Annotated in this window: 18 protein-coding genes, 1 tRNA gene and 1 riboswitch; of the genes, 11 read left to right on the top strand and 8 right to left on the bottom strand. The window is 72.9% G+C overall.

The window, feature by feature from the left end:
- The first annotated feature begins 235 nt into the window (after positions 1 to 235).
- Entirely contained in the window at positions 236 to 2,326 is a 2,091-nt protein-coding gene (locus OO67_RS03070; RefSeq protein ID WP_033296971.1) for a sigma-70 family RNA polymerase sigma factor, read from the top strand.
- On the opposite strand, the gene OO67_RS03065 is transcribed toward OO67_RS03070, so the two are convergent.
- Positions 2,313 to 5,585, bottom strand: coding sequence for an ATP-binding protein (locus tag OO67_RS03065; RefSeq protein ID WP_033296970.1), 3,273 nt, complete (start codon positions 5,583 to 5,585; stop codon positions 2,313 to 2,315). The genes OO67_RS03070 and OO67_RS03065 overlap by 14 nt on opposite strands.
- Before the next feature lie 152 nt (positions 5,586 to 5,737).
- The gene (locus tag OO67_RS03060) at positions 5,738 to 7,849 is read right to left on the bottom strand and encodes an asparagine synthase-related protein (RefSeq protein WP_106972691.1); all 2,112 of its coding nucleotides are present in this window, start codon (positions 7,847 to 7,849) and stop codon (positions 5,738 to 5,740) included.
- Between the two features lie 941 nt (positions 7,850 to 8,790).
- Between OO67_RS03060 and OO67_RS03055 the strand changes: the two genes are divergently transcribed.
- The 4 genes from OO67_RS03055 (at position 8,791) to OO67_RS03040 (ending at position 14,093) form a co-directional block, all read left to right on the top strand.
- Complete coding sequence (locus OO67_RS03055) at positions 8,791 to 10,287, top strand: NsdA family TPR-like regulatory protein (protein WP_033296968.1); 1,497 nt, start codon at positions 8,791 to 8,793, stop codon at positions 10,285 to 10,287.
- Between the two features lie 123 nt (positions 10,288 to 10,410).
- Positions 10,411 to 11,667: an L-2-hydroxyglutarate oxidase gene (gene lhgO / locus OO67_RS03050; RefSeq protein ID WP_033296967.1), complete on the top strand. Its 1,257-nt coding sequence runs from the start codon at positions 10,411 to 10,413 to the stop codon at positions 11,665 to 11,667.
- Positions 11,660 to 12,574 carry a tRNA (guanosine(46)-N7)-methyltransferase TrmB gene (gene trmB, locus OO67_RS03045; protein ID WP_033296966.1) on the top strand — a complete coding sequence of 305 codons (915 nt, stop codon included), beginning with the start codon at positions 11,660 to 11,662 and terminating at the stop codon, positions 12,572 to 12,574. Before lhgO ends, trmB begins: the two co-directional genes overlap by 8 nt.
- Positions 12,575 to 12,644: 70 nt before the next feature.
- Positions 12,645 to 14,093 (top strand): PrsW family intramembrane metalloprotease, encoded by a 1,449-nt coding sequence (locus tag OO67_RS03040; RefSeq protein ID WP_033296965.1) that lies wholly within the window; start codon positions 12,645 to 12,647, stop codon positions 14,091 to 14,093.
- 5 nt (positions 14,094 to 14,098) lie between these two features.
- On the opposite strand, the gene OO67_RS03035 is transcribed toward OO67_RS03040, so the two are convergent.
- The 4 genes from OO67_RS03035 to OO67_RS03020 all read right to left on the bottom strand — a co-directional run bounded on the left by OO67_RS03035 (position 14,099) and on the right by OO67_RS03020 (position 18,332).
- Positions 14,099 to 15,043, bottom strand: coding sequence for an aldo/keto reductase (locus tag OO67_RS03035; protein ID WP_033296964.1), 945 nt, complete (start codon positions 15,041 to 15,043; stop codon positions 14,099 to 14,101).
- A 249-nt stretch (positions 15,044 to 15,292) separates the two neighbouring features.
- Complete coding sequence (locus tag OO67_RS03030; RefSeq protein ID WP_033296963.1) at positions 15,293 to 16,333, bottom strand: M23 family metallopeptidase; 1,041 nt, start codon at positions 16,331 to 16,333, stop codon at positions 15,293 to 15,295.
- Between the two features lie 11 nt (positions 16,334 to 16,344).
- A riboswitch (cyclic di-AMP (ydaO/yuaA leader) is annotated at positions 16,345 to 16,497 on the bottom strand.
- 233 nt (positions 16,498 to 16,730) lie between these two features.
- Positions 16,731 to 17,888, bottom strand: coding sequence for a PP2C family protein-serine/threonine phosphatase (locus tag OO67_RS03025; RefSeq protein WP_033296962.1), 1,158 nt, complete (start codon positions 17,886 to 17,888; stop codon positions 16,731 to 16,733).
- A 370-nt stretch (positions 17,889 to 18,258) separates the two neighbouring features.
- A tRNA-Met gene (locus OO67_RS03020) sits at positions 18,259 to 18,332 on the bottom strand.
- Positions 18,333 to 18,499: 167 nt separating this feature from the next.
- On the opposite strand from OO67_RS03020, the gene OO67_RS03015 reads away from it, so the two are divergent.
- The 4 genes from OO67_RS03015 to OO67_RS03005 all read left to right on the top strand — a co-directional run bounded on the left by OO67_RS03015 (position 18,500) and on the right by OO67_RS03005 (position 21,098).
- On the top strand, positions 18,500 to 18,742 hold the full coding sequence (locus tag OO67_RS03015) for a hypothetical protein (protein WP_244300011.1): 243 nt from the start codon (positions 18,500 to 18,502) through the stop codon (positions 18,740 to 18,742).
- Positions 18,743 to 19,065: 323 nt separating this feature from the next.
- A complete protein-coding gene (locus tag OO67_RS03010) occupies positions 19,066 to 20,451 on the top strand; it encodes an FAD-binding oxidoreductase (protein WP_033296961.1) in 1,386 nt (461 codons plus the stop codon).
- A 205-nt stretch (positions 20,452 to 20,656) separates the two neighbouring features.
- Positions 20,657 to 20,815: a hypothetical protein gene (locus OO67_RS38890; protein WP_167748628.1), complete on the top strand. Its 159-nt coding sequence runs from the start codon at positions 20,657 to 20,659 to the stop codon at positions 20,813 to 20,815.
- Between the two features lie 61 nt (positions 20,816 to 20,876).
- A complete protein-coding gene (locus OO67_RS03005; protein WP_033296960.1) occupies positions 20,877 to 21,098 on the top strand; it encodes a hypothetical protein in 222 nt (73 codons plus the stop codon).
- Positions 21,099 to 21,323: 225 nt separating this feature from the next.
- On the opposite strand, the gene OO67_RS03000 is transcribed toward OO67_RS03005, so the two are convergent.
- Positions 21,324 to 22,664, bottom strand: coding sequence for an ABC transporter substrate-binding protein (locus OO67_RS03000; protein ID WP_033296959.1), 1,341 nt, complete (start codon positions 22,662 to 22,664; stop codon positions 21,324 to 21,326).
- Positions 22,665 to 23,027: 363 nt separating this feature from the next.
- Positions 23,028 to 24,482: an MFS transporter gene (locus OO67_RS02995; protein ID WP_033296958.1), complete on the bottom strand. Its 1,455-nt coding sequence runs from the start codon at positions 24,480 to 24,482 to the stop codon at positions 23,028 to 23,030.
- 172 nt (positions 24,483 to 24,654) lie between these two features.
- On the opposite strand from OO67_RS02995, the gene OO67_RS02990 reads away from it, so the two are divergent.
- The gene (locus tag OO67_RS02990; RefSeq protein ID WP_033296957.1) at positions 24,655 to 25,110 is read left to right on the top strand and encodes a MarR family winged helix-turn-helix transcriptional regulator; all 456 of its coding nucleotides are present in this window, start codon (positions 24,655 to 24,657) and stop codon (positions 25,108 to 25,110) included.
- 125 nt (positions 25,111 to 25,235) lie between these two features.
- The gene (locus OO67_RS02985) at positions 25,236 to 26,051 is read left to right on the top strand and encodes an SDR family oxidoreductase (RefSeq protein WP_033296956.1); all 816 of its coding nucleotides are present in this window, start codon (positions 25,236 to 25,238) and stop codon (positions 26,049 to 26,051) included.
- Positions 26,052 to 26,054: the final 3 nt, after the last annotated feature.

Here is a 26,054-nt window from a genome sequence, read left to right as displayed (position 1 = left end):
CTCCCGGGCGGCCCGCCGACGCGGGAGCGTGCCGGTCCCTGTCGGACCGGGCCCGCTCGATGTCCGAAGGCCGCAGGGGGCGTTGTTCCTTCCCCGTGCGCGCGATGTCACGCCCCTAGGGCAGGGGAAGACACCCCGGACGAGTGGTTGCCCCTGCTCGGAGTCCGTCGCGGCGGGGCTCTGTGGCACTCTGGCCCCGTATTCGGGTCCGAGGGTGCATACGGGGGCTTCCGCGATGAGCGGTGACGCACAGCAGGAAGAACCGGCCGACGGTATCGCCGCGGGGACGGGTGGCAGGGGCACGGAAGCCGCGGCCGCCCGCCCGTCGGCCGCCGGGGGGCCGAGCCCTGCGCCGGGCCGGCTGTCGCGGCCGGGCCGTTCCGGGCCCGGGCAGCCGAACGGCTCCGCCGAGGGCGGTCCGGAGCAGGCGCGGCAGGACGACCCTGCCGAGGCCGGAACCGTCCTGCCCGGTCCGTGGCCGCCGGCGGCCGACCCCGGCCAGGCGCGGCCGGAGCCCGGCGGGGGCACCGGCGCCGCGTACGCGGTCCCGCTGCAGCGCGAAGGACGGGCGGGGTCCGCCGATCTCGGGCCCTCCGACGCACAGTTGGTCCTGGGGATGCGCGCGGGCGACGACCAGGCGTACGAGGAGCTGTTCCGGCGCCACTCCGGAGCGGTACGCCGCTATGCCCGTACGTGCTGCCGTGACGCGCACACCGCCGACGACCTGACGGCCGAGGTGTTCGCCCGGACGCTGCAGGCGGTGCGGGGCGGGAAGGGGCCGGAGGAAGCCGTCCGGGCCTACCTCATGACGGCTGTCCGGCATGTCGCCGCCGCGTGGACCAGGAGCGCGAAGCGCGAGCATCTGGTCGACGACTTCGCCGTGTTCGCCGCGCAGGCCACTCGTTCCGCCGAGCTGTCGGAGGCCGACACCCTCGATCTCGGCGCGGATGTGCTGGCCATGCACGAGGCGGACCGGTCGATGGCGATGCAGGCGTTCCGCAGCCTGCCGGAGCGCTGGCAGGCCGTGTTGTGGCACACCACCGTGGAGGAGGAGTCACCGAGCGAGGTGGCCCCGCTCTTCGGCCTGACGGCCAATGCCACGGCGGTCCTGGCCGTCCGGGCCCGTGAGGGGCTCAAGCAGGCCTATCTGCAGGCCCACGTGAGCCAGTCACTGACGACCGGCGGCGACTGCGCGCAGTATGCCGACCGGCTCGGCGCCCATGCCCGGGGCGGCCTGCGGACCCGGGCGGAACGCGGGCTGCGCAGGCATCTCGGCGAATGCGCGAAGTGCCGGATCGCAGCCGGGGAGCTGGACCATGTGAACGCCGGTATCCCGGCCCTGCTTCCGGTCGCCGTCATCGGCTGGTTCGCAGCCGGTTACTCCGTCAAGGCGGCAGGCATCGTGGCCGGTGGCGCGGCGGGTGCCGCCGGAGCCGGAGCCGCCGCGGCGGCCACGGGAGGCGCGTCCTCCGGGGGAGGCACGGCGGGCGGCGCCGCGGCGTCGGAAGGGCTCGGCGCTCCGCTGAAGGCCGGGATCGCCGCGGCGGTGGCCGTGGCTGCCGCGGCCGGCCTCGTCTGGGCCCTGGCAGGTGACGACCGGCCGGTGCCGGAGCCGAAGCCGGTGGCCAGACCGCCGGCCGCGGCACCCGCCGCCCCCGCGCCGCCGGAGCCGACGCCCAGCCCTCAGCCGCCGCCTCCGCCCGTCTCCCCCGCGCCCGAGGCACCGCCCGCCCCGGACCCGGTACCGCCGCCGAGTCCCCCACCGACGCCGGCACCTACGCCGACACCGACGGCTGCCGAGCCCGCACCCGAGCCCATCGCGCCCGAGCCCACCCCGCCGACGCCCACCCCGCCGCCGGCCCCGAAGGCGCCACCGCCACCAGCGCCGGATGTGTACCAGGTGAACCAGCTGGCCTACTCCCTCACCGGAGACCACACCGGCCCCGAGATCCTCCTCGGGCGGAGCAGTGGTGTGTTCTGGCAGCGCCACGGACTGTCGATCGCCTCCACGACGTACGCCCACGGCGTGACCGCCCCCTCCCGCTCGTCGGTCACCGTCCAGCTCAACCGGACGTGCACCCGCTACGACGCGATGGCCGGGGTCGACGACCTGACCATGGGGCTCGGCGCCGTGCGTTTCTCCGTCCACGACGGTGACGGGGCGAGGCTGTGGCAGTCCCCCGTGCTGCGGGGCGGTGAACCGGCCGTACCCGTGAGCGTCGGCATCGGAGGCCTGCGGACGATCCGGCTCGTCGTGGAACCGTCGGGACCGCTCGGCGGGGTAGCGCTGGCCGACTGGGCGCAATCGCGCATCAGCTGCCGCTGAGCTCACGGGCGGTCCGGGTCAGAAGCCCGAGGACCTCATCCGGTGTCAGGCCGCGCCCCAGGGCGCTCTCCTCCTCGTACCGCCCGGGGTCCAGTTCCGTGCGCAGCCGCTCCACCGCCGCGGCCACCTCTGTCTCCTCCACCGCGGAGCGTGGGCCGTTCGCCCTCCACGTCCCGGATGCCGCGAGGACCCGGGCCGAGGTCGCGGCGAGGTCGAGTTCCAGCAGGACGACCGCGGCGGACTCAGCCAGATGGGCGGTGAAGTTGTCGGCGCATCCGGACGTCACGGCCAGACGCAGCGCCTCGACCACCCCGCGCAGCCCCTCGGCGGGTCCGCCGGACGGTTCGAAGACGCTGATGCGCGCCGAGACCCCCAGGACCGCTGCCGTGAACTGCGGGGGCCGGGTCCCGTAGGGCCGGTCGCCGAGCGCCCCGTCGGCGTGGCGGCGCGCCTGCGGGATGTCGCCCGCCGTCAGTGCGATCGAAGCCCGCAGGAAGTCCACATAGGCGCGGGCGTCCAGCACGTACCGGCGCTCCGTCTCGGCCTCCGCCTCGTCCAGGCCCTTCCTCGCCGCGTCCAGGTCTCCGGCCCGGTAGGAGAGTTCGGCGAGGCGGGCGAGCAGGAAGGGCGCCTCCGCGTGGGCGCCCACCTCTCGGGCCAGCTCCAGCGCCTCCTGATAGGCGGCGCGCGCCTCCTCGTACCTCCCGCGCGTCATTCCCGCCTCGGCGGCGGCGCTCGCCACCTGTGCACGCAGGTAGCGGTCGCCGACACGACGGCTCAGGGCGCGCAGTTCGGCGATGTCCTCGTCGATGCCGTCCATGCCCTGAGGGGTGTCCACCAGCATGTGGGTGCGGGCCATCAGCGTGACCCCGTACTCCCAGTCGCCGCCGTTCGCCCGGGTATGGGCCACGGCCGCGTCGAAGACGGCGTGCCCGTCGGGCGTGTACTCCCGGCGCATGTACGAGGTCATCGGCCAGAGCAGTCCGGGGAACCGGGCGGATTCCGGGCCGCACGCGCCGAAGGCCTCGCTCACCCGTCCTACCAGGGCCTGGAATTCCTCGTCCTCGTGCAGGTTCTCGGTCGGACAGCTCTCCGCGGCGAGGAAGAAGCGCAGCATGTGCACGCGCATCCGGGGCCAGTAGCGTGGGTCGTCCGGGTCCTGCGGTTCATCGCCGAGGGCGACGGTGCGGTCGGCCCAGGCCATGCCCTCGGCGCGGAAGTTGCGCAGCCACCAGAACCATCCCATGGCGAGCACCAGGCGCAGCGCCTCCTGCTCGGAGCGCCGGGTGAGGGCCGTGCGGTGCAGGGCGGCACGGATGTTGTCGAGATCCGTTTCCAAGCGCCGGATCCACGGCAGTTGCCGGCCGGAGCGCAGCTGTGGATCGGCCTCCTCGGCCAGAGCGGTGAAGTAGGCGGTGTGGGCCTCGGAAGCGGCCGCCCGGATGCCGGGGGTCTCGGCGGCGCGCTCGGAGGCGTATTCGTGGATGGTCTCCAGAAGGCGGTAGCGCATCTCCGTACCGTCCGGGGCGGTGGCGACCACGAGTGACTTGTCGACCAGGGCGCCGAGCAGGTCTGCGGCGTCCGGTCCGGTCACCGCTTCGGCGGCGTCCAGATCCCAGCCGCCCGCGAAGACGGACACCTGCCGCAGCACGGTCCGCTCGTCCTGGGACAGCAGGTCCCAGGACCAGTCCACCACCGCCCGGAGTGTCTGCTGGCGGGGAAGTGCGGTGCGGCTGCCGCTGGTGAGCAGCCGGAAGCGGTCGTCGAGCCGGTCGGCGATCTGTCGGGGGGTGAGCAGGCGGAGCCGGGCGGCGGCCAGCTCGATGGCGAGCGGAAGCCCGTCGAGTCTGCTGCAGATCTCGGCGACGGCCCGCGAGACGTCGGCCGGTTCCGCCTGCGCCTCCGGTTCCGCCTGCGCCTCGAAGTCCGGCCGCACGGCGCGGGCGCGCTCGGCGAACAGACGGTGGGCGGGGTCCGGCGGCAGGGGACCGAGGGGGCGGACGGCCTCACCCGGTACGCCGAGGGGCTCCCGGCTGGTGGCGAGGATCCGCAGCCGCGGGCATCGCGTGAGGAGGTTCTCCGCGAGGGCCGCCGCCGCGTCGATGACGTGCTCGCAGTTGTCGAGCACCAGGAGGAACGGGGCGTGGCGTGCCCGGTGGGCGAGGTGCTCGACCAGCAGGTCGGTGGGGTCCGCCGGTGGGGACTGCCCGTCGCGCCCGCCCTGCAGGAGGGCTGTCGCACGCAGGCCGAGGGCGGAGAGCACGGCTCCGGGTACGGCGGACGGGTCGTCGAGCGGGGCGAGTTCGGCGATCCACGCCCCCTGGCCCGCTGCGGACTCCTCGGCCAGCCTGGTCTTTCCGGAGCCTCCGGGGCCCGTGAGGGTGACGAGGCGGGAGCGGGACAGGTCGGAGCGGATGAGGCGGAGTTCGGGTTCGCGGCCTACGAAGGAGGTCAGCCGGGGGCGGATGTTGCCGTCGGCCGGACGGGGGCGGATGTTGCCGTCGTCCGGACGGGGGCCGCCGGAGAGCGGTGCGGGGTGCTCACCGGTGTCCAGGAGCTCCCGGTGGAGCGCGGTGAGCTCCGGGCCCGGATCCGTGCCCAGACCGCCGGCGAGGGCCCGGCGAACGTCTTCGTACGCGACGAGCGCGTCGGCCTGCCGGCCCTCGGCCCGCAGCCCACGGATCAGTTGGGCGTGCAGCGGCTCGTGGTACGGGTGGGCGGCGGTGAGTTCTCTGAGTTCGGGTACGAGCCCGGCCGTGGCCCCGCGCCGGAGGTCTGCCTCGATGCGCTGCCGGTGCGCGGTGAGCCGGTGGGCCTCGGCCTGGAGCGCGCTTCCCTCCCCCGGGAGATCCGCGAGCGCGGGGCCGCGCCACAGCGCGAGGGCCGTGCGAAGGGTGCGGGCGGCGGCCTCGGGACCGCCGGAGTCGAGCTCGGCGGCACCTCGCCGGGCGAGCCGCTCGAAGACGTACAGGTCGACGTCGTCGGGGCCCGCGTCGAGCCGGTAACCGCCCGGGGTTCCGATGACCGCTTCCCGGCCCAGCGCCCGTCGCAGCCGGCCGACGAGGGCCTGGAGGGCGGCGGGGGCGTCCTGCGGGGGGTCGTCGCCCCATACGTCGCCGATGAGCGCGGCGACGGTGCCGGGGCGGCCCGCGCGCAGGGCGAGGGCGGCGAGCAGGGTGCGCAGCCGCGCGCCGCCGACGTGCAGCACGCCGCCGTGCTCGTCTCGCGCCTCGGTGACGCCCAGGATCAGGTACCGCACGGGGCCATTGTGTCCCGGCGCCCGTCCGCCCCTTCAAGCGTGCGGTCGGCCCCGCACCCGCCGGCGCGGCCGGCCCCGCCCCTGCGGTGTGCGGCGGGCCGCCACGCCTGCGGTGTGCAGCGGGCCGCCACGCCTGCGGTGTGCAGCGGCCGCTACGCCTGCAGGGTCCGGCGGGCCGGGACGACGCCCCCCGCGACCGCCCGTTGCCGTGGGGCCGCCGTGCCGGTCCAGCAGGTGCCCCGGCGGGTGACCAGACGCCGGAGCCAGAGTTCCGTGGACGCCAGCTCGGCCAGCCCGTCCAGGGGGAGGGGTTCGCCCTCGGAGGCCGCGCGCAGCGCCTTGCGTACGACGCGTGCCTCGATCAGACCCGCGTCGGCGAGCAGCGGGGCGTCGAAGAGGGCGATCAGGTCCGGAAGCGCGGCCCGCAGGCCGATGCGTCCGGCCGCGGTCGACGTGGCCTGTGACGGGGCGCCCCAGCCGGGCGGCAGGTCGTGGATGCCGGCGCCCGCGAGGACCCGGCGCAGGATCGCGGCCCGGGCGCCCGGCTGGACCCGCAGCGACTCCGGGAGGGCACGGGCGGCCCGTACGACCTGGTTGTCGAGGTAGGGGGCGTGCAGCCGCTGGCTGCGGATCTCCGCGGCCTGCTCCAGGATCCGCTGGTCGGCCGCGTGCCTGGCCAGTGCTGCCCGTGCCCTGGCCTCCCCCGGGCGCTGGACCGACGCGGGTCGGATCGCCGCCTCCTGGAGGCGAACCGATACTTCCGCGAGCGCCTCCCCGGTGAGCCAGCGGGCGGCCGGCCCGGGCCGGGACCAGGTGAGGGAGGCGAGGGAGGCGTCGGCGGGGGTGTCGAGGCCGGGGGCGTCCCGGTTCGCCTCGGGCAGCAGGGACGCCGCGGTCTCGAGCCCGGTGCGGTACGACGTACGGGCCAGCCTGCGGGCGGCCCGGTAGACGGCGAGGGGGACGAAGAGGGAGTGCGTGGAGGGCCCTTCGGCCCTGGCGAGCGCGGCGACGGGCCGCAGGAGGTGGCGTCTGCGCCGGTCCATGAGGAGGTCGGCCAGCCGTGCGGGGTGGGCGTCGAGGACCTGCCGGGCGCCGTGGCCGACGAAGTGGTCGGCGCTGCCCGCGGCCAGTCGGCGGCGGTGCCGTTCGCCGACGACGAGCGAGGGGGACGGCTCGTCGGTGAGCGGGCCGCTCTCCAGCGACGCGTACGGCAGGGCCTCCTCGCCCGCCGCCACGACCACATGGTGCAGGCGGGGGTTGGCCGCGATGACCCGGGCGCGCTCCAGCTCGTCCTCGTTGCCCTGGGCGGAGAGGTCGTTGAAGGTGACGGCGAGGAGCCGTTCGCCCGCCCCCGTGCCGTGGCCCAGCACTGTGCCCGGCAGCCCGGGCAGTCCTGCGGCCAGCAGGGCGAGCGTGGCGGAGGCGCTGCCTCCGGAGAGGTCGGCGCCGATGCCGGGGACGGGCGCCCCGCGGGCCGCGCGGCGCTCGGCGGGTCCCATGCCGGGAACGGGGCCGGGGTCGGCCGGGAGCGTCTCCGGGGCGTGCCGGGGGGCCGTGAGCCGTGCGCGTACGGCTTCGACGAGCGCGTCCCGTACTCCTTCGACGGCGCTCACCGGATCGGTCTGGGCGGCCGCCACCGCGAGTGAGGCCACCGCCTCGTACCCGGTGATCTCGCGTGAGCCCTCCCGGAGGATCAGCGCGTGGCCGGGCGGGATCCGCTTCACCCCCGCGTACGGTGTGCCGTCGCCCAGAGCCTCCGGGGTCTCGGGGCAGGCCAGCAGCGCGGCCAGGTGGCCGATGTCCAGCTGTGCCTCGATGAGGTCGGCGAGCGGGAGGGCGGCGGTGGCGTACGCGGTGCCGTTGGCCCAGGGGGTGTGGAAGACGGGGCGGGCTCCGGCGAGGTCTCCGGCGACGGTGATGCGGCGGCCGATCTGCACGACGGCCGTGTAACTGCCGGACCAGGCGGTGAGATGGCGCAGCGCCCCGCCGCGGGCTGCCAGCAGACCGACGCGGAGCTGCTCGTCGGTGGCCCCGCAGCAGCCGAGGACGGCGAGGCGGGTGGTGGGCGCCCCCTCGGGGGTAGCGACCGTGATGATGCGGATCTCGTCAGGGCGCCAGTCGCCCACGGCCCAGAGCGGGTCCGGGTCCCCCCACAGGAGTTGGGAACCCACCGGCTGGACGGTGTGCCCGTCCCCGTGGTGGCCGACAGCGCCCACGGTGCCGAAGCTCGCGGCGATACTGCTCCACCCCACCAACCAACGCATCGCCGCCTCCACAGGCTGTGGACGAACCGGCGCACCAGGACACGGGAACGCCGTCGCGGGACATGCTGCCACGACAACGGCGCCCTGGAGGGGGTACGGGCGGCGCACACCGGATGCGCATGCGCCCCTGGCAAAGGCCTGGCCACCGCACCACGGATTCCCCGGCAACGGAAGCGGCCCTTCCGGGAGTTGCGACGGCCGGCACCTAACGAGGCCAGGCCTCGGCCCGGCTGCCGAACAGGCGTAATCCAGCCATAGTCGGGCGGCTTCGCAACGCTCGGTCCGACCGGCGCTATTCGGCCATTTTCCGATCGCGACGGAACCGCGCGTTTCGCTCCCGCCGGCCCGCCGAGGGTGCGGAACACACGGCCTCGCCGGGTCACGGACAGCACTCGCGCGGGCCCGCGACAGCACCCCGGGACGGCCCGTGGAGGCGCGGTGACGTGTGGGCCCGGCGCATCCCCCCGGTGCGCCGGCCCACACGTCGGCCTTTCGGCACCCCGCCCGTGCGGCGCACAGTCCGGGAGGTGTTCGTCACCTCCCGGACCGGTTCGCCGCCCGCGGGGATTGGGGCGGCGGTCTCCCCCAGCCCGCCGAGTCCAGTTCGGCGGGCCGACCCACGCAGGACTCATCGAAGCGCTTGCGCACCGGCCGGGCCAGAGCGCACGGCCGGGCGCACGGCCACACGTCAGGAGCACGGCACCCACGCCCCGCACCGCACGGACAACATTCCCGCCATACGGAGGTCTGCCCCTTAACGGTGGGGATGCGGCGAACTACGCTGGGTTTACCGATGTTCTCAGCAGGGCGGCATATTCCACGGGGCTCGGCCAAATGCGTGTGCGGCCGGAGTGCCCGGGACCGTACCTGGGGAGAACACGGTACGAATGCCGCGCGCCTGACGGTGACGCGGCGGCCGTCTGTGTGTCGAGGGGTGGCGCATGTCCAGGGAGCAACGCGGGCCGAACGAGAAGCTCGGCACGGTTCTCGCCCTCGCGGGAATCAGCAACGCCGGGCTCGCCCGGCGGGTCAACGACCTCGGAGCGCAGCGCGGTCTGACACTTCGTTACGACAAGACGTCGGTGGCCCGGTGGGTCGCCAAGGGCATGGTGCCGCAGGGCGCGGCGCCCCATCTCATCGCGGCGGCGATAGGGGCCAAACTCGGCCGTCCTGTCCCGCTGCACGAGATCGGGCTCGCCGACGCCGATCCGGCCCCCGAGGTCGGTCTGGCCTTCCCCCGCGACGTGGGCGAGGCGGTGCGGTCGGCGACGGATCTGTACCGGCTGGATCTGGCGGGCCGCCGGGGCGGCGGTGGGATCTGGCAGTCCCTGGCCGGTTCCTTCGCGGTGAGCGCCTATGCGACCCCCGCGTCCCGCTGGCTCATAACCCCCGCCGATCCGTCGGTGGCGCGGGACCCGACCGCCGCCCAGGCCGCGATCCTCGGCCCGGAGGGCGCACCCGGGGCGCGGGGCGGGGTGCCGGTCCAGCCGGGCCCGGACACCGCACCCGACGTGTCGCTGCTGCGCGTCGGCCACAGTGACGTCACCAAGCTGCGCGAGGCCGCCCAGGACGCGCGCCGGTGGGACTCCAAGTACGGCGGAGGCGACTGGCGCTCCTCCATGGTCCCGGAGTGCTTACGGGTCGACGCGGCACCGCTTCTGCTGGGCTCGTACAGCGACGAGGTGGGCAGGGCGCTCTTCGGGGCCTCCGCCGAGCTGACCCGGCTGGCCGGGTGGATGGCCTTCGACACCGGCCAGCAGGAAGCGGCCCAGCGCTACTACATCCAGGCGCTGCGCCTGGCCCGCGCCGCCGCCGACGTGCCGCTGGGCGGTTACGTGCTGGCGTCGATGTCCCTGCAGGCGACCTACCGGGGCTTCGCCGACGAGGGCGTGGACCTCGCGCAGGCGGCGGTCGAACGCAATCGCGGCCTCGCCACCGCGCGGACCATGAGCTTCTTCCGGCTCGTGGAGGCGCGGGCCCATGCCAAGGCCGGCGACGCACCGGCCGCGGGGGCCGCACTCCGTGCCGCCGAGAGCTGGCTGGAGCGCTCCCGGGCCGGCGACTCCGACCCGGCGTGGCTCGGGTTCTACTCGTACGACCGGTTCGCCGCGGACGCCGCGGAGTGCTACCGCGATCTGAAGGCTCCCCGCCAGGTGCGGCGCTTCACGGAGCAGGCGCTGTCGAAACCGACCGACGAGTTCGTCCGCTCCCACGGGCTGCGGCTCGTCGTCTCCGCGGTCGCCGAGCTGGAATCGGGCAATCTCGACGCGGCCTGCGCGGCGGGGACGCGGGCGGTGGAGGTGGCGGGACGCATCTCCTCGGCGCGCACCACCGAGTACGTGCGCGACCTGCTGCACCGCCTGGAGCCGTACGGGGACGAGCCCCGCGTGGCCGAGCTACGGGAACGGGCCCGTCCGCTTCTCGTGGCCCCGGCGTAGGGACCACCGGTACGCCCTGGTTGCTCCGCATTCGGGAGCGGACCTTCCCGCCACGCACACGCCGTCCCTGGTTTGAGCCCGTTGTCAGTGGGTCAGTGCACTATCGGGGTGGGAGGTGGCGTGATGATGACGCACGCGGCGTACGACTGCGATGTGCTGGTGATCGGTGGCGGAATCGTCGGTCTGTCGACCGCGTACGCGATCACGCGCACCGCACCGGGCACCCGGGTCACGGTGCTGGAGAAGGAGTGGGGCCCGGCCCGGCACCAGACGGGGCGCAACAGCGGGGTGATCCACAGCGGCATCTACTACCCGCCGGGCTCGCTCAAGGCGCGCTACGCGGTGCGCGGCGCCGCCGAGCTGGTGGACTTCTGCGCGGAACACGGCATCGCCCACGCGGTGACGGGCAAGCTGATCGTCGCGACCAGCAGGGGCGAGCTGCCCCGGCTGCACGCCCTGGTCCAGCGCGGCCGTGCGCACGGCCTGCCGGTGCGGGAGTTCGGCCCCGCCCAGATCGCGGAGTACGAACCAGAGGTGCGCGGGGTCGCGGCGATCCGGGTCGGGACGACGGGGGTGTGCGACTTCACCGCGGTGGCCGTCAGGTTCGCCGCCGAGGTCAGCGCCTCGGGCGGGCAGATCCGCTACGGCGCGGAGGTCGTCGCCGTCGACCGGCGCCCGTGGGGCGTCGCGGTGCGCACGTCGGACGGCCAGGTGGTCAGGGCCCGGGTGCTCGTCAACTGCGCCGGACTGCACAGCGACCGGGTGGCACGGCTCGCCGGTGACGACCCGGGGGCACGCATCGTGCCGTTCCGCGGGGAGTACTACGAGCTGGCCAGGCCGGAGCTGGTGCGCGGGCTCGTCTATCCGGTGCCGGACCCGGCCTTCCCCTTCCTCGGGGTGCATCTGACCCGGGGTGTCGACGGCACGGTCCACGTCGGGCCCAACGCCGTACCGGCACTGGCCCGCGAGGGATACGGCCCGACGGTCGTCCACCCTCGTGAGCTGGCCGCCACCCTGGCCTGGCCAGGCTCCTGGCGGATCGCCCGGCGGCACTGGCGGTACGGGGCGGGCGAGGTGCACCGGTCGCTGTCGAAGAGCGCGTTCACCCGGGCCGTCCAGCGGCTGCTTCCGGAGGTGACGGAGGCCGATCTGCGGCCCTCCCCCGCGGGGGTCAGGGCCCAGGCGGTCCTGCGGGACGGCACACTCGTGGACGACTTCCTGATCCGGGACGCCCCGCACACCGTGCACGTGCTGAACGCCCCCTCTCCCGCGGCCACCGCGTCCCTGCCCATCGGGAGGGAGGTGGCGCGACGGGCCCTGCAGCGAGCTCGCGCGACGGGGTGGACGCCTCCCGCCGTAGAATCGGGTCATTGTGTCTGAGCCTGTGAACCCCACCCCAGAGACGCCCGGCCCCGCCCCGGAAGAGCCCGGCCACGCCCCGGAGGCCGCGCCCGCGACCGCGCCGGAAGCAGCGCCCGCGACCGCCCCCCGCGCGGAGACGGACGCCGACGCCGACGCGGCAGCACGACGCGCCGCCTCCTTCGAGCGCCAGCGCAGGCTCCGTCAGGAACCCCGCTTCCCCGGCGGACCTGCGGCCGACCCGGCGGGCTCGCACCACGAGCGCCGGATCCGCAGCTTCCAGCCCCGCCGCAGCCGGGTGACCGCCGGCCAGGAGGACGCCCTTCAGCGGCTGTGGCCCAAGTGGGGCCTGGACATCGACGGCCGCGGCGTGATCGATCTCCCCACCCTGTTCGACGGCCTCCCGGTTGTCCTGGAGATCGGCTTCGGTATGGGCGAGGCCACGGCCCAGATGGCGGCCGACGACCCGGACACCGGGATTCTGGCCGTCGATGTGCACACCCCCGGCCAGGGCAATCTGCTGGGCCTCGCGGACCGGGCGGGGCTGTCCAACGTCCGCGTCGCCAACGGCGACGCGATCATCCTGCTCCGCGAGATGCTGGCGCCGGCCGCTCTGGACGGGCTCCGGGTGTACTTCCCCGACCCGTGGCCCAAGAAGCGCCACCACAAGCGGCGTCTGATCCAGACGGAGTTCCTCGACCTGGTGGCGCAGCGGCTGAAGCCGGGCGCGGTCGTCCACTGCGCGACGGACTGGGAGCCGTACGCGGAGCAGATGCTGGAAGTCCTGACGGCGCACCCCCTGTTCGAGAACACCCAGGCGGACGGCGGCTACGCGCCCCGGCCCGCCTTCCGTCCTCTGACGCGCTTCGAGGGCCAGGGGCTGGACAAGGGCCACTGCGTGCACGACGTGCTGTTCACCCGTCGCTGATCGGCCAACGCCCGGCGCCCCGCACCCCGCGGCGTGGCCAGGTGTCGGTCCCCCTCGTTAGGGTCGTCGGGTGTCCCAGGGGTCCGTGCAGCACCAGCAGCCGGCCGTCCCGGTTCTCGAGGAGCAGCAGCTCGACGAGTACCTGGGCGCCGTCCCGGAGCGAGGCCAGTGGCGTTACCGGCCCCGCCGCGTCGGCATGGTCTGGCGCAGCAAGGCGTTCCGCGCCGGTGCGCTGATCACGGTGCTCGCGCTGTGCGGTCTGGTGATCCTGGCCCTCGTGCGCGAACAGACCGGCACCGAGGGCTTCCTGGTGGGCCTGGGGCTGGCCGTGCTTCCGGTGCCCCTGCTGATGGCGGCGTTCCGCTGGCTCGACCGGGTCGAGCCGGGCCCGTGGCGGAATCTGCTGTTCGCCTTCTCCTGGGGTGCGTGTGCCGCCGCACTCGTGGCGATCATCGCCAACACCTTCGCCACCCGGTGGATAGCGACGGCCACCGCGGATCCGTCGAGCGCCGACACCCTCGGGGCCACGGTCGTCGCCCCGGTCGTCGAGGAGATCGCGAAGGCCGTCGCGGTCCTGCTGATCTTCCTCTTCCGCAGACGGCAGTTCGGCGGGATCGTCGACGGCATCGTGGTCGCGGGCTTCACGGCGACCGGCTTCGCCTTCACCGAGAACATCCTCTACCTGGGCAACGCCTTCGGGGAGGACCAGCAGCTCGGGACCACGGGCTTCGCCTCGGTGACCGCGGGGACGTTCTTCGTACGCGTGGTGATGTCGCCGTTCGCGCACCCCCTGTTCACGGTGCTGTCCGGCATCGGCTTCGGCCTCGCGGCACTCGGCGGGGCGCGCCACCGGGTGCGCCGGATCGTCCTGCCACTGCTCGGACTCGTCCTCGCCATGGGCATGCACGCCCTGTGGAACGGCTCGTCGTCCTTCGGGCCGTACGGCTTCTACCTCGTGTACGGCGTGTTCATGGTGCCGTCCTTCGGCCTGGTGACCTGGCTGGCCATCTGGTCGCGCCAGAGGGAGCTGCGCACGCTATCCACCGAGCTGCCGGTGTACGCGGCGGCCGGCTGGCTGACCCCCGCCGAGCCGCTCGCGCTGGCCTCGATGCGGGCGCGGGGGATGGCGCGGGACATGGCCAGGCACTGGAACAGCCACCCCGACCGCGCACGCGGAAGGGCCGCGGCCCGCGCCGTCGCGGAGTACGAGTCCTTCGCGACCTCCCTGGCCATGCTCCGCCGGAGGGCCCGGCACGACGGCGCCGGCCCCGACTTCGCCCTCCGCGAGCAGGAGTTGCTGCACCACCTCTGGCACCGCCGGGACATCGCGGGCCCGGCCCTCACCTACGCGGCACACGCGACGGGCCGGCTCCGCGCCCACCGGCCTGCGCCGCCCCCGTTCCCGCGCCAGTTCCCCCACGGCGGCCCGCCTCCGCAGCAGCTCCCCGCACCGCACCGGCATTACGGCGGTCACAACCCGTACATGGACGACGGCGGGCGCCGCACACCGCCCGCCTAGACGCTTCAGGCAGAGGCTTCGGTGAGCTCCGCCAGGTCCTGCCCGGTCAGCCGCAGGCCGGCCACAGCCACGAGTGCGGGCAGCTGCTCGACCGTACGCGCGGAGGCGATCGGCGCGGCCACGGTCGGCCGGGACGCGAGCCACGCGAGTGCGACCGTGGCGATCTCGGCGTCGTGCTCCTGGGCGATCCTGTCGAGCGCCGCGAGCACCTTGCGTCCGCGCTCGGTCTCCAGGTGCTTGCCCGCGCCCTCGGCCCGCGCGCTCTCGACCGAGGCACCCGCACGGTACTTACCCGTGAGGAAGCCCGAGGCGAGGGCGAAGTACGGGACGGCGGCGAGCCCCGCACGGGCGGCCGTGTCCTGGAGCGCACCCTCATAGGTGTCGCGCGAGACGAGGTTGTAGTGCGGCTGCAGTGCGACGTAGCGGGCCAGGCCCTCACGCTCGGAGAAGTCGAGGGAGGCCTGGAGCCGCTCGGGGCTGATGTTTGAGGCGGCGATCTCCCGCACCGTGCCGGCCTTCACCAGCTGGTCGAGAGCGGTGATGATCTCCTCGACGGGGACGCTCTCGTCGTCGAAGTGCGTGTAGTAGAGGTCGATGTGGTCGGTGCCGAGCCGGCGGAGCGACGCCTCGGCCGCCTCCTTGACGGTGGTGGGCGAGAGTCCCTTGTACGCGGGGTGGGCGCCGACCTTGGTGGCGATGACGACATCGTCGCGGCGGGAGCGGGACGCCAGCCACTTGCCGATGAGGGTCTCCGACTCACCGCCCTCGTTGCCCGGGGCCCAGGCGGAGTACGAGTCGGCGGTGTCGATGAAGTTGCCGCCGGCCGCCACGTAGCCGTCGAGGACGGCGAAGGTCCGGTCCTCGTCGGCCGTCCAGCCGAAGACGTTGCCGCCGAGAGCGAGGGGAAAGACCTGAAGGCTCGAGGAACCGAGCGGGCGCAGAGATGTCATACCTGGGGACAACCGGTCGGCTGAGGCAACTATTCCGGTCCACGGAGCCGACCGCCCTCAGGAGCGCGCCGGGACGGACCGGCGGCCCTGACGTCGGGGGGTCGTGCGTCAGGGCCGCCGGGGTACTGGTGCGCCGGATGCCGGCACCGGCCGATTCCGCGAAGGTCCGCCCGGCCATCCGGGCGTACGGCGGGACCTCGCGGAAAGGGCTGGGGTCCTCCGCGCCGATCGCACGGAAGCCCCGGGGGCTCAGATCGTGAGGCCCTTGCCGCGCAGCCAGCTCATCGGGTCGATGCCCGTGCCGTCCGGGGTGTGGATCTCCAGGTGCAGGTGAGCGCCCGTCACGTTGCCGGTCGCGCCGACGCGGCCGATGGTCTGGCCGGTGGTGACCCTCTGACCGGCGGTCACGTCCATCGAGGACTGGTGGCAGTACCAGACCTCGGTGCCGTCATCGAGCTCCAGGACCGTGCGGTAGCCGTACGAACCGGAGTAGCCGGCCGACTTCACCGTGCCGCTGTGCACGGCCTTGACCGGAGTGCCGGTCGGGGCCGCGAAGTCCAGCCCGGTGTGGTGACCGGAGGACCACATCGAACCGGCCTGGCCGAAGGCCGAACTGATGTAGTACGACGAGGTCGGGACCGCGTAGCTGGCGGCGAGCTTGGCGAGGCGCTCGGCTTCCGCCTTCTTCTTCGCCGCCTCTTCCGCTGCCTTCTTCTCGGCGGCGGCCTCGGCCTCTGCCTTGCTCTGCTGCTTCGCCGCCTGAGCCGCGGCGGCCTCGACCGCTGCCTGCTCCTGCGCCGCCTTGGCCTCGGCCTCGGCTCCGGCCTGCTGCTGCTCGGCCTGCTGGAGGATGCGGGCGCGCAGCGCCTCGCCGGCGTCGGTGCTGCCCTGCTCGGCCTCGGCTGCGGTGATGCCCGCGGTGGTGAGCGGGGAGGAGGCGGCGACCGTCTCGTGGTCCGAATCCGCGTCGCCGGACATGAACGCGCCCACGCCGGGAAGGGACTTGGCATCGGGAAGACTGTCCGCGATGGAGTCGGGAAGGGAGATGGAGACCGGCGGCTTGCTCTGCGCGGTGGCCATGCCACCCGCACCGACGGCCGCGATGACGCCGACGCCGAGGACGGTGGAGCTACGGGCGAGACCGCGCTGCTTGGCTACGCGGTGCCGGCCGCGTACGGGGCGGATGGACTCCTCGGTGGGGTTCCATTCCTCCCACGTCCTGTCCTCATCACCGAAGCTGCCGGTCCTGAAGGATGACGGTGCCTCGGGGGCAGGCTGATTGGACGCCACGTGGGCGCACTCCTTTCCTTCCTTCTCGCCTACCGGGTTAGCTGACGGGTTCGGAGCAGGAAGGTCTCCTACGGACCCCTTCGTCTCGCGCGAGACACAGGTGTCCGATTCACCCCATGTAGGTGGTTCCCCGGTTCCCTTGCGGAATTCGGCGCTGCGCACGGTGCCGCCTCTTGCGACGACAGGTACAACCGCGCTGCGTTATCGAACGTTAATAGACGACCGGGTCCGATTCCAAGCTGTTCCCACAGATCGTTCATCACTCTGGCCTGGACTTTCAGGGTTCAAACGGGCGCAAACGGGCGAGTTGAGCACCCCTCATTCAGCCAGCAGTTTCTGACGTTGTGTCAAATGTTATGCGGAGCGGGGTCCTTCGACTACCTACCGTCGCGACCGGTCATTCACTGTCCCGCCGCACGATCTTCACCGTCGTCCGCCGCTCCTGCTGCCCTCGCGCCGGCCGTCCGACCGCGAGCAGCGCCAGGTCGTCCGTCGACCGGCCGCCGGTGTGCAGCCGTACGTCATCGGTGAGCGCGGACAGCAGTTCGTCGGGCCCCGGGAAGAGCCGGCCGCGCAGCCGGGCCGCCGGGTCGTAGAAGACACCCTTCGCGTCCCGTGCCTCGGACAGGCCGTCGGTGAACGCCAGGAACATCGCCCCGGCCGGCAGCGTCCACTCGTCGGACCGGTCCGGCCACGCGCCCAGCCCCATCCCGAGCGGCAGGGCAGGCGCGGTCGGCGCCAGCACGTCCAGAGCGCCGTCCGCGTGCAGCACGAGCGGCTCGGGGTGACCGCGGTTGACGACCCGCAGCGTGTCCGAGCCGGCCGGGATCTCCGCGAGGACGGCGGTCACGAACCCCTCCATGGAATCGAGCCCGCCCCGCCGCGAGCCCTCACGGGCCAGGGCCCGCTCCAGCCGCTGGACCACGCCCTCCAGGGACAGCTCCTGCTCGGCGGCCTCCCGGAAGGCCCCGATCACGACGGCCACGGCCGCCACCGCGTCCAGACCCTTGCCCCGTACGTCCCCGACGACCAGACGCACCCCGTACGGCGTGTCCGCGACGGCGAACAGGTCGCCGCCGACGAACTCGTCCGCCTGGGCCGCCTCGTACCGCGCCGCGACCAGCAGCCCGCCGATCCGGTCATCGGGCGTCGGGAGCACCGCGCGCATCGCGGTCTCCGCGATGACCCTGGCCGAGGCCAGCTGCTCGTTCCCGCGGCGTACGACGCGGTTGATGACCAGGGACAGCGCGGCGACGGTGACCAGGGTGAGCAGGTCGGTGACGGGGACGACCTTCGCGAGTGTGCCGTCCGAGACCCGGATGGCGAGCACGACGAGGATCGCGGCCACCCCGACCCGGACGGTACTGGCCAGCGAGAAGAACGGGGCGGCGATCAGCGGAGCGGCGGCGAAGAGCGGAACGGCGGTGACCTCGGGCGGCGTCACCAGGTCGAAGACCACACCCGCACCGATCATCAGAGCGGGCAGCGCACGCACGAACCGCCGGGAACGGACGTTCCCCGCAACGCCCCGTCGCCGTCCGTCCCGCTTCCCCACCTGTGCACTCCTGCCCGGTCCACCCACGGCTGCGGACGGTACCGCGCCCCACCCGGACCGGCCGGAGCCGCGCCGAGTGGCGACTCGCCATCGGCCGAAGGGAGGAGCGCGCCGGAGCGCCGTCCTCCGGAGGTCAGCCGGAGTGCCGGTGCTGCGTGTGAATCGTCGGTGCATCCCGTGAGAAGACGGCGATTCCGTCTCCGTACCGATCGTAGTTCCTCCTGGGGCGGAGACCGGCTACGTGCGCCTCCTGGGCCGGTCACCCGGCACGCGCCTTCACCCCGCACCGAGATCGGACGGCACGGACGGCCTGGGCAACGCATACGACAGAGGCCCGGATCCTCGAAAGGATCCGGGCCTCTGTCTTCAGTAGCGGGGACAGGATTTGAACCTGCGACCTCTGGGTTATGAGCCCAGCGAGCTACCGAGCTGCTCCACCCCGCGCCGTTGTGATTGCAACTCTACGCCATCCGGGACGGTGCTCCGACCACTCACCGCCGCCGCTCCCCCGCCCTCGGACCGCCGCGCAGCCCCTCGGCACCGGCCTGAATGGTCAACACTGGGTGCGCGCAGCGCAGTTGACAGGCACAGCCGCGCCGTCTCCCCTGCGCGTGTCACTCGTCAGCGGCGTTCTCGGCGCCGCGTTCGGCTCGGTGATCAGCGCCGCCGTCAACTACCTGGTCATCGGTATGCCCGAGAGTGCCTCCGTCAACGCGCTCAACCACGGGATATCGGGTCTGATCAGCGGATTCGCCGCGGGATGCATCGGGCTCATGGTGCATCTGCGCAAGGGGGCGGCTCAGCGCCTTCCCGTGCCGCCGCAGGAGGACCCGGCCGCCACGCGGCAGGGATGAACCCACACCGTGCCCCGCACGGGACCTGCCCGCCAGACCGGACCTGCCCCTGCCCCTGCCCCTGCCCCTGCCGCACCGGACCTGCCCCCGCCGCACCGGACCTGTCACCCTTGCCGGACCGGACGGCGGACCGGAACGGACGCGACCGGGGCACGGCGTCCCGCGATTGCGGGGCTCCCGGAGCGGCGGGACGCTGGAGGAGCAAGCCTTTCGGTGTTCGGTCCCGTCTGCGCGGCATCTCCAGGTGTCGGCGCCGGCCCAGCAGCCTCACCCGATCCGATGGTGCCAGGGGAGGCCGGGCGCACACGCGCTAGGAGACGACCATGGACGGCACGCTGCTCGACACGATGAGAACCGCTCTGCGCGGGCCCGTCATCGGACCGGACGACCAGGAGTACGGGCAGGCCCGTGCCGTCTACAACGCCATGATCGACAAGAGGCCGGCGGCGGTCGTCAAGTGTCGCGACGCGGCGGACGTCATGGCGGCCCTCGCCTTCGTCCGCGAGCACGGCCTGGATGTGGCCGTCCGGGGCGGCGGGCACAGCGGGCCCGGCCTCGGCCTCTCGGACGACGCGGTCACCCTCGACCTCTCCCCCATGCGCGGCGTGCGGGTCGACCCGGCGACCCAGACCGCCCAGGCCGACGGCGGCGCGACGCTGGGTGACTTCGACCACGCCACCCACGCGTTCGGCCTCGCCACCCCGGCAGGGATCATGTCCACGACCGGGATCGGCGGTCTCACCCTCGGCGGCGGTCACGGTTACCTCACGCGCAAGTACGGCCTGTCGGCGGACAACCTGGTCTCCGCGGACGTGGTCCTCGCCGACGGCAGCTTCGTCACCGCGAACCCGAGCGAGCACGCCGACCTGTTCTGGGCGCTGCGGGGCGGCGGCGGCAACTTCGGCGTGGTCACGTCGTTCGATTTCGAGCTGCACCCGGTGGACACCGTGGGAGTCGCCATCACGCTGTGGCCCCTGGAGCTCTTCCACGAGGTCATCCGCTGGTACCGCGACTTCCTGCCGCAGGCGCCGGACGACCTGTACGGCTTCTTCGCCTCCCTGACCGTCCCGCCCGGCCCGCCCTTCCCCGAGGAGATCCACGGGCAGAAGATGTGCGGAGTCGTCTGGTCCTCGACGGCGGAGCCGGACTCCCTGGCGGAGACCCTCGCCGTGGTGAACGAACCGGGTCCGCCCGCCTTCCACTTCACGACGCCGATGCCCTACCCGGCCCTTCAGTCCATGTTCGACGCACTGATGCCGGCCGGTCTCCAGTGGTACTGGCGCGGCGACTTCTTCGACCAGGTCACGGACGACGCCGTCGACGTGCACGCCTCCTTCGCGGAGAAGCTCCCCACCGGCCTGTCGACCATGCACCTGTACCCGGTCGACGGGGCCGCCGGCCGGGTCGGTCCCGACGACACGGCCTGGGCCTACCGCGACGCCCTCTGGTCCGGCGTCATCGCCGGCATCGACCCCGACCCGGCCAACGCGGCAGCGCTGCGGGAGTGGGCGGTCGGCTACTGGGAGGCGCTGCACCCGCACTCCATGGGCGGCGGCTACGTGAACTTCCTCGGCACCGGCGAGTCGCGGGACCGCGTCAGGGCCACCTACCGCGGCCACTACGACCGGCTCTCCGAGGTCAAGGGGGTCTACGACCCGCACAACCTCTTCCACGCAAACCAGAACATCGAGCCCGCACCGCCGCACTGACCGTCACGCCAGGGGCGCAATACCGAGGGAAAGCCGTGCTGGGAGGGTTACAGTCTGCATGCACCGCATGATGATCCGGCCGCCCCCGGAGCGGCGCGGCACCGGTAGCGGCACCTCGTCGCCGTACCGGTCGGGACCAGTCCGGCATCAACCGCAGCGGCTCGGTCATGGGGCTCCCACCGCACACCTACGTACAGGACACCTGATGACCGACATGCCTGCCCGCACGACCCAGCGGCGCCCCGACGGCGCGTCCGCGGCCACGAACGCCGAGACGGGCAACCCGGCCCCGCTGCCGACACCGCAGTACGCCGGCCTGTTCATCGAGCCCGACCTGCCGCCGGTCACCGACGAACCCGAATGACGAGGGGCCCCGGGTGACCGGCCCCGGGTGACCGGCCCGGCCGCACGGTCGTTGGGTGACCATGCGCATCCGTATCGGCGTGGTCGTCTTCGCAGTGGTCCTGCTGATCGCCGCGTTCATCTCGAACATCCCGTCCGAGGCCGAGACCGAGTCGGCCTGTCGGCGGGCCCTCGACAACACGTCGACGTGGACCGTCCGGCCGGACATCTGCCAGGACGTGTCCGCGGAGACCTACCGGACGTTCCTCCTGATGTACGACCTCCGGGAGGAGGGCCTGGACTGACCCACCGTGGCCCCGGCACGCGTGTGCGTGCGTTCCGCGAGGGGGCCGGCCAGGCCGGAGCGGGCGCGTCGGCCCGGTCCGGGGAGGGGCTCCTGCCCGGACCATGGGCCGGGCGGCCGCCACGCCCCCCGGGCCGGGCTCCCGGAGCCCGGCGCGGCCGGGCCGGAAGGGCACAGCCGGCTCCGGCGGGCGTGCACGGCGGCGGGGAGAGGCCTCCCCGCCCCGTCAGCCCTGCTGTTCCTTCCACTCCGCCTGAGCCTCGTCGAGGCTCGCGGCGAGCGTGTCCAGGAAGTCCTTGGCACTCATCTTGCCGAGCAGCACCTTCTGGAAGCCCGATTCGCTGTCGGCCTTGGACAGGGTGTTCCAGTCCGGGAGGTAGTAGGGGAGCTGCACGATCTTGGTGTCGCCGGAGAACAGCGCCTCGGCACCGAGCTTGGTCGTCTCGGCCTTGTCGAGCCACGGGTCCTCGGCGGCTTCCTTGTTGGCCGGGATCAGGCCCGCGGACTCGCTGAACTTGGAGTTCGAGGCGTGGGAGGCGGCGAACTCGATGAACTTCCACCCCGCCGCCTTGTTCTCGGACGACTTGACCAGACCGAGGCCGGAGACCGGGTTGGAGACCATCACCCGGGTGCCGTCCGCCAGTTCGGGCTGCGGAATACCGCGGAACTTGTCGACGCCGAGCGAGCCCACATGGTCCTGGTACGAGCCCAGGTTGTGGTTGAGCATGGCGATGCCGCCGGAGTCGAACTGGGCGACCATCTTCGTGAAGTCGTTGTTGAGGTCGGCCTCGGGGGTGGCCTTCTTGTACAGACCGACGTACTTCTCCAGGGCCGCGACGTTCTTCGGATCGTTGACGGTGGTCTTCGTCCCGGACTCGTCCCAGAAGGATTCGATGCCCGACTGCCCGTACATCGAGTCCAGCGCCTGGGCGATCGAGCCCGGGCCACCTCGGATGGTGTAGCCGAACTGGTTCTTCCGCTTGTCCGTCAGCTTCGCCGCGGCCTCGTAGAACTCGTCCCAGGTGTCCGGCTCGCCCAGCCCGGCCTTCTTGAACAGGTCCGTGCGGTAGTAGAGGACGCCGTTGGTGGCGGAGATCGGCACGGTGTACGTCTCGTCCCGGCCGGCCGCGCTCCGCACGTTCTCGATCATCGCCTCGTTGAGCTTGCCCTTGAGGGAGCTCCCCTCGATACGGTCGTCCAGCGGCTCCAACGCGTCCTGAGCGGTGATACCCGCGACCATCGCGGCGCCCACACCGCCGACGTCCGGCAGGCCGCCCCCCTGGATGGCGGTGTCGTACTTGGACTGCGCCTCGGTGGAGGCGATGCCCACGTACTGCACGTCGATGTCGGGGTTCGCCTTCTCGAAGTCGGCGATGATCTCCTTCCAGATCGCCGTCCGGACGCCGCCGTTCTCGTCCCAGAACACGATCTTCCCGGTGCCCGGACCTTCGGCGCCCTTCGCACCGGTGCTGCCGCTGCCGTCGTCACCGCAGGCGGTGGCGGTGAGGGCCAGGGCGGAAACCAGGGATATCGCGGCGGCGAGGCGGCTGTTGCGTGGGTTGATCATGGTCGGCTCTCTTCTCTGAGTGCTCACCGGCGGGGCGCTGGACAGCAGGGCGCCACAGCGTGGAGGCGTGCGGGGGTGGAGGTGTTCCGAGGAAGAGCTGCAGCCCGGCAGTCCTGAGGAGCCGGAGGGAACCGTCAGCGTCTCCCGCGGCGCCGAGGGCGGCTGGGGAGGGGGCTCGGGGCTGACTGCATACGGCGCTCGGCTCTCATATCGCGTCTCATATATGACATACGAAGGGCAACGCGACGAACGTAAGTCGGCCCACTCCCACGGTCAATGCCCGTGCAGGAAAAAGTTCCTGCGCCCCGGAACGCGGAAGCGCCCCGGCCGGTCGAACCGGACGGGGCGCTTCCGCGTGTGGGGTCAGGCTTCGACCGAGACCTTGTCCGCCGCGGCGGGGCCCGTACTGCCGCCCTCGGCGGCGGGCCGGACGAGGCCCGGGATGAACGCGGCGACCGCTGCGGCGACGAGCGCCACTCCACAGCCGATCATCAGGCCGACCCGGAACCCGTCCTCGGAGGCGAGCGAGAAACCGCCGAGGTCGATGGTCATCTGCGCCAGCACCACACCGATGACCGCCGATCCGATGGTGGTGCCCAGCGAGCGCATCAGGGTGTTGAAGCCGTTGGCAGCGGCGGTCTCGGAGAGCGGGACCGAACTCATGATCAGGGCGGGCATCGCACCGTAGGCGAGGCCGACGCCGCTGTTGATGACGATTCCGACGATCATCAGGCCCCAGGCGGAGCCCATGAGGAACAGGGAGATCCCGTAGCCCAGGGAGATCACGAGCGCCCCGAGGACGAGAGCGATCTTCGGCCCCCGCGCGTTGATCAGCTTCCCGCCGAGCGGGGAGACGAGCATCATCATCACTCCACCGGGGGCCATCCAGAGGCCCGCGGCCAGCATCGACTGCCCCAGGCCGTAGCCCGTGGCCTCCGGGAACTGCAGCAGCTGAGGAGCGATCAGCATGAAGGAGTACATGCCGACGCCGACCAGGATCGACGAGAGGTTGGTCAGCAGCACGCGCGGGCGGGCGGTGGTGCGGAGGTCGACCAGCGGGTCACGGGTGCGCAGCTCGTAGTACCCCCAGGCTCCGAGGGCCACGACCGCCACGGCGAACAGGCCGAGCGTGGTGCCCGAACCCCAGCCCCAGTCCGCGCCCTTGGAGATCGCCAGCAGGAGGGAGACCAGGCCGATGGCGAGCCCGATCGCCCCGGGCGCGTCGAAGCGCTGCCCCTTGGCGCCGGCCGGGACGTCCGGGACGAAGAGCCAGATGAGTACGGCGATCATCACCGCGAGCACCGCGGAGCCCCAGAACAGCACGCGCCAGCTGGTGTATTCGGCGACTGCCGCGGAGATCGGCAGACCGAGGGCGCCACCGATTCCCATGGAGGCGCTCACGAGGGCGATGGAGCCACTGAGCTTCTCGGCGGGCACCACGTCGCGGAGCAGCGCGATGCCCAGCGGCACCATGCCCATCCCCATGCCCTGGAGGCCGCGTCCGACGATCATCGGAACCACGGAGGAGGACAGGGCGCACACCACCGAACCGGCGACCAGCGGGACCGCGCAGGCCAGCAGCATCCGGCGCTTGCCGAGGAGGTCGCCGAGCCGGCCGGTGACCGGGACGCACACACCGGCGACCAGCAGGGTGACGGTGACCACCCAGGCCGCGTTCGAGGAAGAGGTGTCCAGAATCCGCGGCAGCTCGGCGATGAGCGGGGTCACCAGTGTCTGCATCACCGCCGCGACGGTGCCGGCGAGCGCCAGCGTCGTGATCACGCCGCCTGCGCGGGCAGTGGGCTGGGGGGCGTCCATATCGCGGGTCCTCGGCTATCTGTCGGTGGAAGACTTGGCATCGTACACTTCTATTGCATTATGCACATCATGTGGCCTATGCACGTCACCGTGAACATACGATGAAGTCAGCACGCACGACGGCACGACGACACACCGGCCTCGCCCGGCAGGAAGCAGGAGGTGCCCGCGCATGAGCAGGGCCACGCAAGAGGTCGAGTACGAGCAGATGCTGCTCAGCCGTCACGGCCTGCTGAACCAGAGGAAGGGACGCCGTAAGGACGGCCTCCTGGAACGGAGCGCGTACGTCCTGCTCAGCCGCATCCGGGTCCAGGGCCCGATGTCCGTCGGCGAGCTCAGCGAAGCCTTCGACCTCGACGTCTCCACCCTCAACCGGCAGACCGCCGCCGTGATGCGCGCCGGATTCGTGGAGCGCATCCCCGATCCGGACGGCGGCATGGCCCGCAAGTTCCGCATCACCGAGGAGGGCACGAGGACCCTCGACGCCGAACGGGAGGGCATGGTCAGCGCCCTGGAGCGCGTCATGGCCGACTGGGCCGACGAGGACATCTCCGCCTTCGCGACCTACCTGCGACGCTTCAACTCCGACATCGAACGCATCGGCGGCCGCCCCTGGCCGCGCCCCTGAGCCGCGCCGCGGTCGCGCGCCCTTCCCTCCGGACGAACGCCCATGCGGACAGTATCTGTCCGCATCGGGTGTCATCGTGCGTGTGCGGCCGGGAGACCGGCGACGGACGACGTGGGGAGACGGGCATGACGTTTCTGGTGGCGGGTGCGACCGGCACGGTCGGGCGGCAGGTGGTGGCGGCACTGCGGGAGGCCGGCGCGCCGGTGCGGGCGCTCACCCGGAGGCCCGGGGCCGTGACGTTCGGCCCAGGGGTCGAGGTTGTCGGCGGCGACCTCACCGACGCGTCGGCGCTGGCGCCGGCGCTGCACGGCGTGGCCGCCGTGCACCTGATCAACTTCGGTGGCGACGACTACGCCCCGCTGGGGAACGGCACCGAGCTGGTGGCGGAGATCGAGGAGGCGGGAGTCCGCCGGGTGACCATGCTGGCCGGCTGGTCGGAGTCGACGCTGGAGCCGGCCGTGCGGGCGTCGGGCCTCTCGTGGACCACGGTGGCGCCGACCGAGATCATGGCCAACGCCCTGGAGTGGGCGGACGAGGTACGCGAGGGACGGGTCGAGCGGCCGTACGGGGACTCGCGCACCGCGATGGTGCACGAGGGGGACATCGGCGCGGTAGCCGCCACCGCGCTGCTCGAGGACGGACACGCGGGCACGGAATACCTGCTGACCGGCCCGGAGCGGATCTCGCTGCGGGAGAAGATCGCCGTACTGGGCTCGGCGGCCGGCCGGGAGGTCGAGTTCGTGGAGCTGACGCCGGACCAGGCGCGGGCGAGGATGCGGGCGCAGGGCGTGCCGGCACACATGATCGACTTCCAGCTGGAGGTGTTCGCCGCCCCACCGGTCGAGTACAACACCCCGAACGGCGTGGTCGAGAAGGTGACGGGCCGTCCGGCACGCGGCTTCGCCCAGTGGGCCCAGGAGAACGCGGCAGCGTTCCGCTGAGCC

The sequence above is a fragment of the Streptomyces atroolivaceus genome (genome assembly GCF_000717025.1).
In the GTDB taxonomy this organism is placed as follows: Bacteria; Actinomycetota; Actinomycetes; order Streptomycetales; family Streptomycetaceae; genus Streptomyces; species Streptomyces atroolivaceus.
This window is presented reverse-complemented; position numbering and strand designations above follow the sequence as displayed.

Coding starts and splice junctions, on each gene's coding strand:
- OO67_RS03070 (WP_033296971.1), top strand. CDS start 236: ATGAGCGGTGACGCACAGCAGGAAGAACCGGCCGACGGTATCGCCGCG.
- OO67_RS03060 (WP_106972691.1), bottom strand. CDS start 7,849: ATGCGTTGGTTGGTGGGGTGGAGCAGTATCGCCGCGAGCTTCGGCACC.
- OO67_RS03055 (WP_033296968.1), top strand. CDS start 8,791: ATGTCCAGGGAGCAACGCGGGCCGAACGAGAAGCTCGGCACGGTTCTC.
- lhgO (WP_033296967.1), top strand. CDS start 10,411: ATGATGACGCACGCGGCGTACGACTGCGATGTGCTGGTGATCGGTGGC.
- OO67_RS03035 (WP_033296964.1), bottom strand. CDS start 15,043: ATGACATCTCTGCGCCCGCTCGGTTCCTCGAGCCTTCAGGTCTTTCCC.
- OO67_RS03010 (WP_033296961.1), top strand. CDS start 19,066: ATGGACGGCACGCTGCTCGACACGATGAGAACCGCTCTGCGCGGGCCC.
- OO67_RS38890 (WP_167748628.1), top strand. CDS start 20,657: ATGACCGACATGCCTGCCCGCACGACCCAGCGGCGCCCCGACGGCGCG.
- OO67_RS03005 (WP_033296960.1), top strand. CDS start 20,877: ATGCGCATCCGTATCGGCGTGGTCGTCTTCGCAGTGGTCCTGCTGATC.
- OO67_RS03000 (WP_033296959.1), bottom strand. CDS start 22,664: ATGATCAACCCACGCAACAGCCGCCTCGCCGCCGCGATATCCCTGGTT.
- OO67_RS02995 (WP_033296958.1), bottom strand. CDS start 24,482: ATGGACGCCCCCCAGCCCACTGCCCGCGCAGGCGGCGTGATCACGACG.
- OO67_RS02990 (WP_033296957.1), top strand. CDS start 24,655: ATGAGCAGGGCCACGCAAGAGGTCGAGTACGAGCAGATGCTGCTCAGC.
- OO67_RS02985 (WP_033296956.1), top strand. CDS start 25,236: ATGACGTTTCTGGTGGCGGGTGCGACCGGCACGGTCGGGCGGCAGGTG.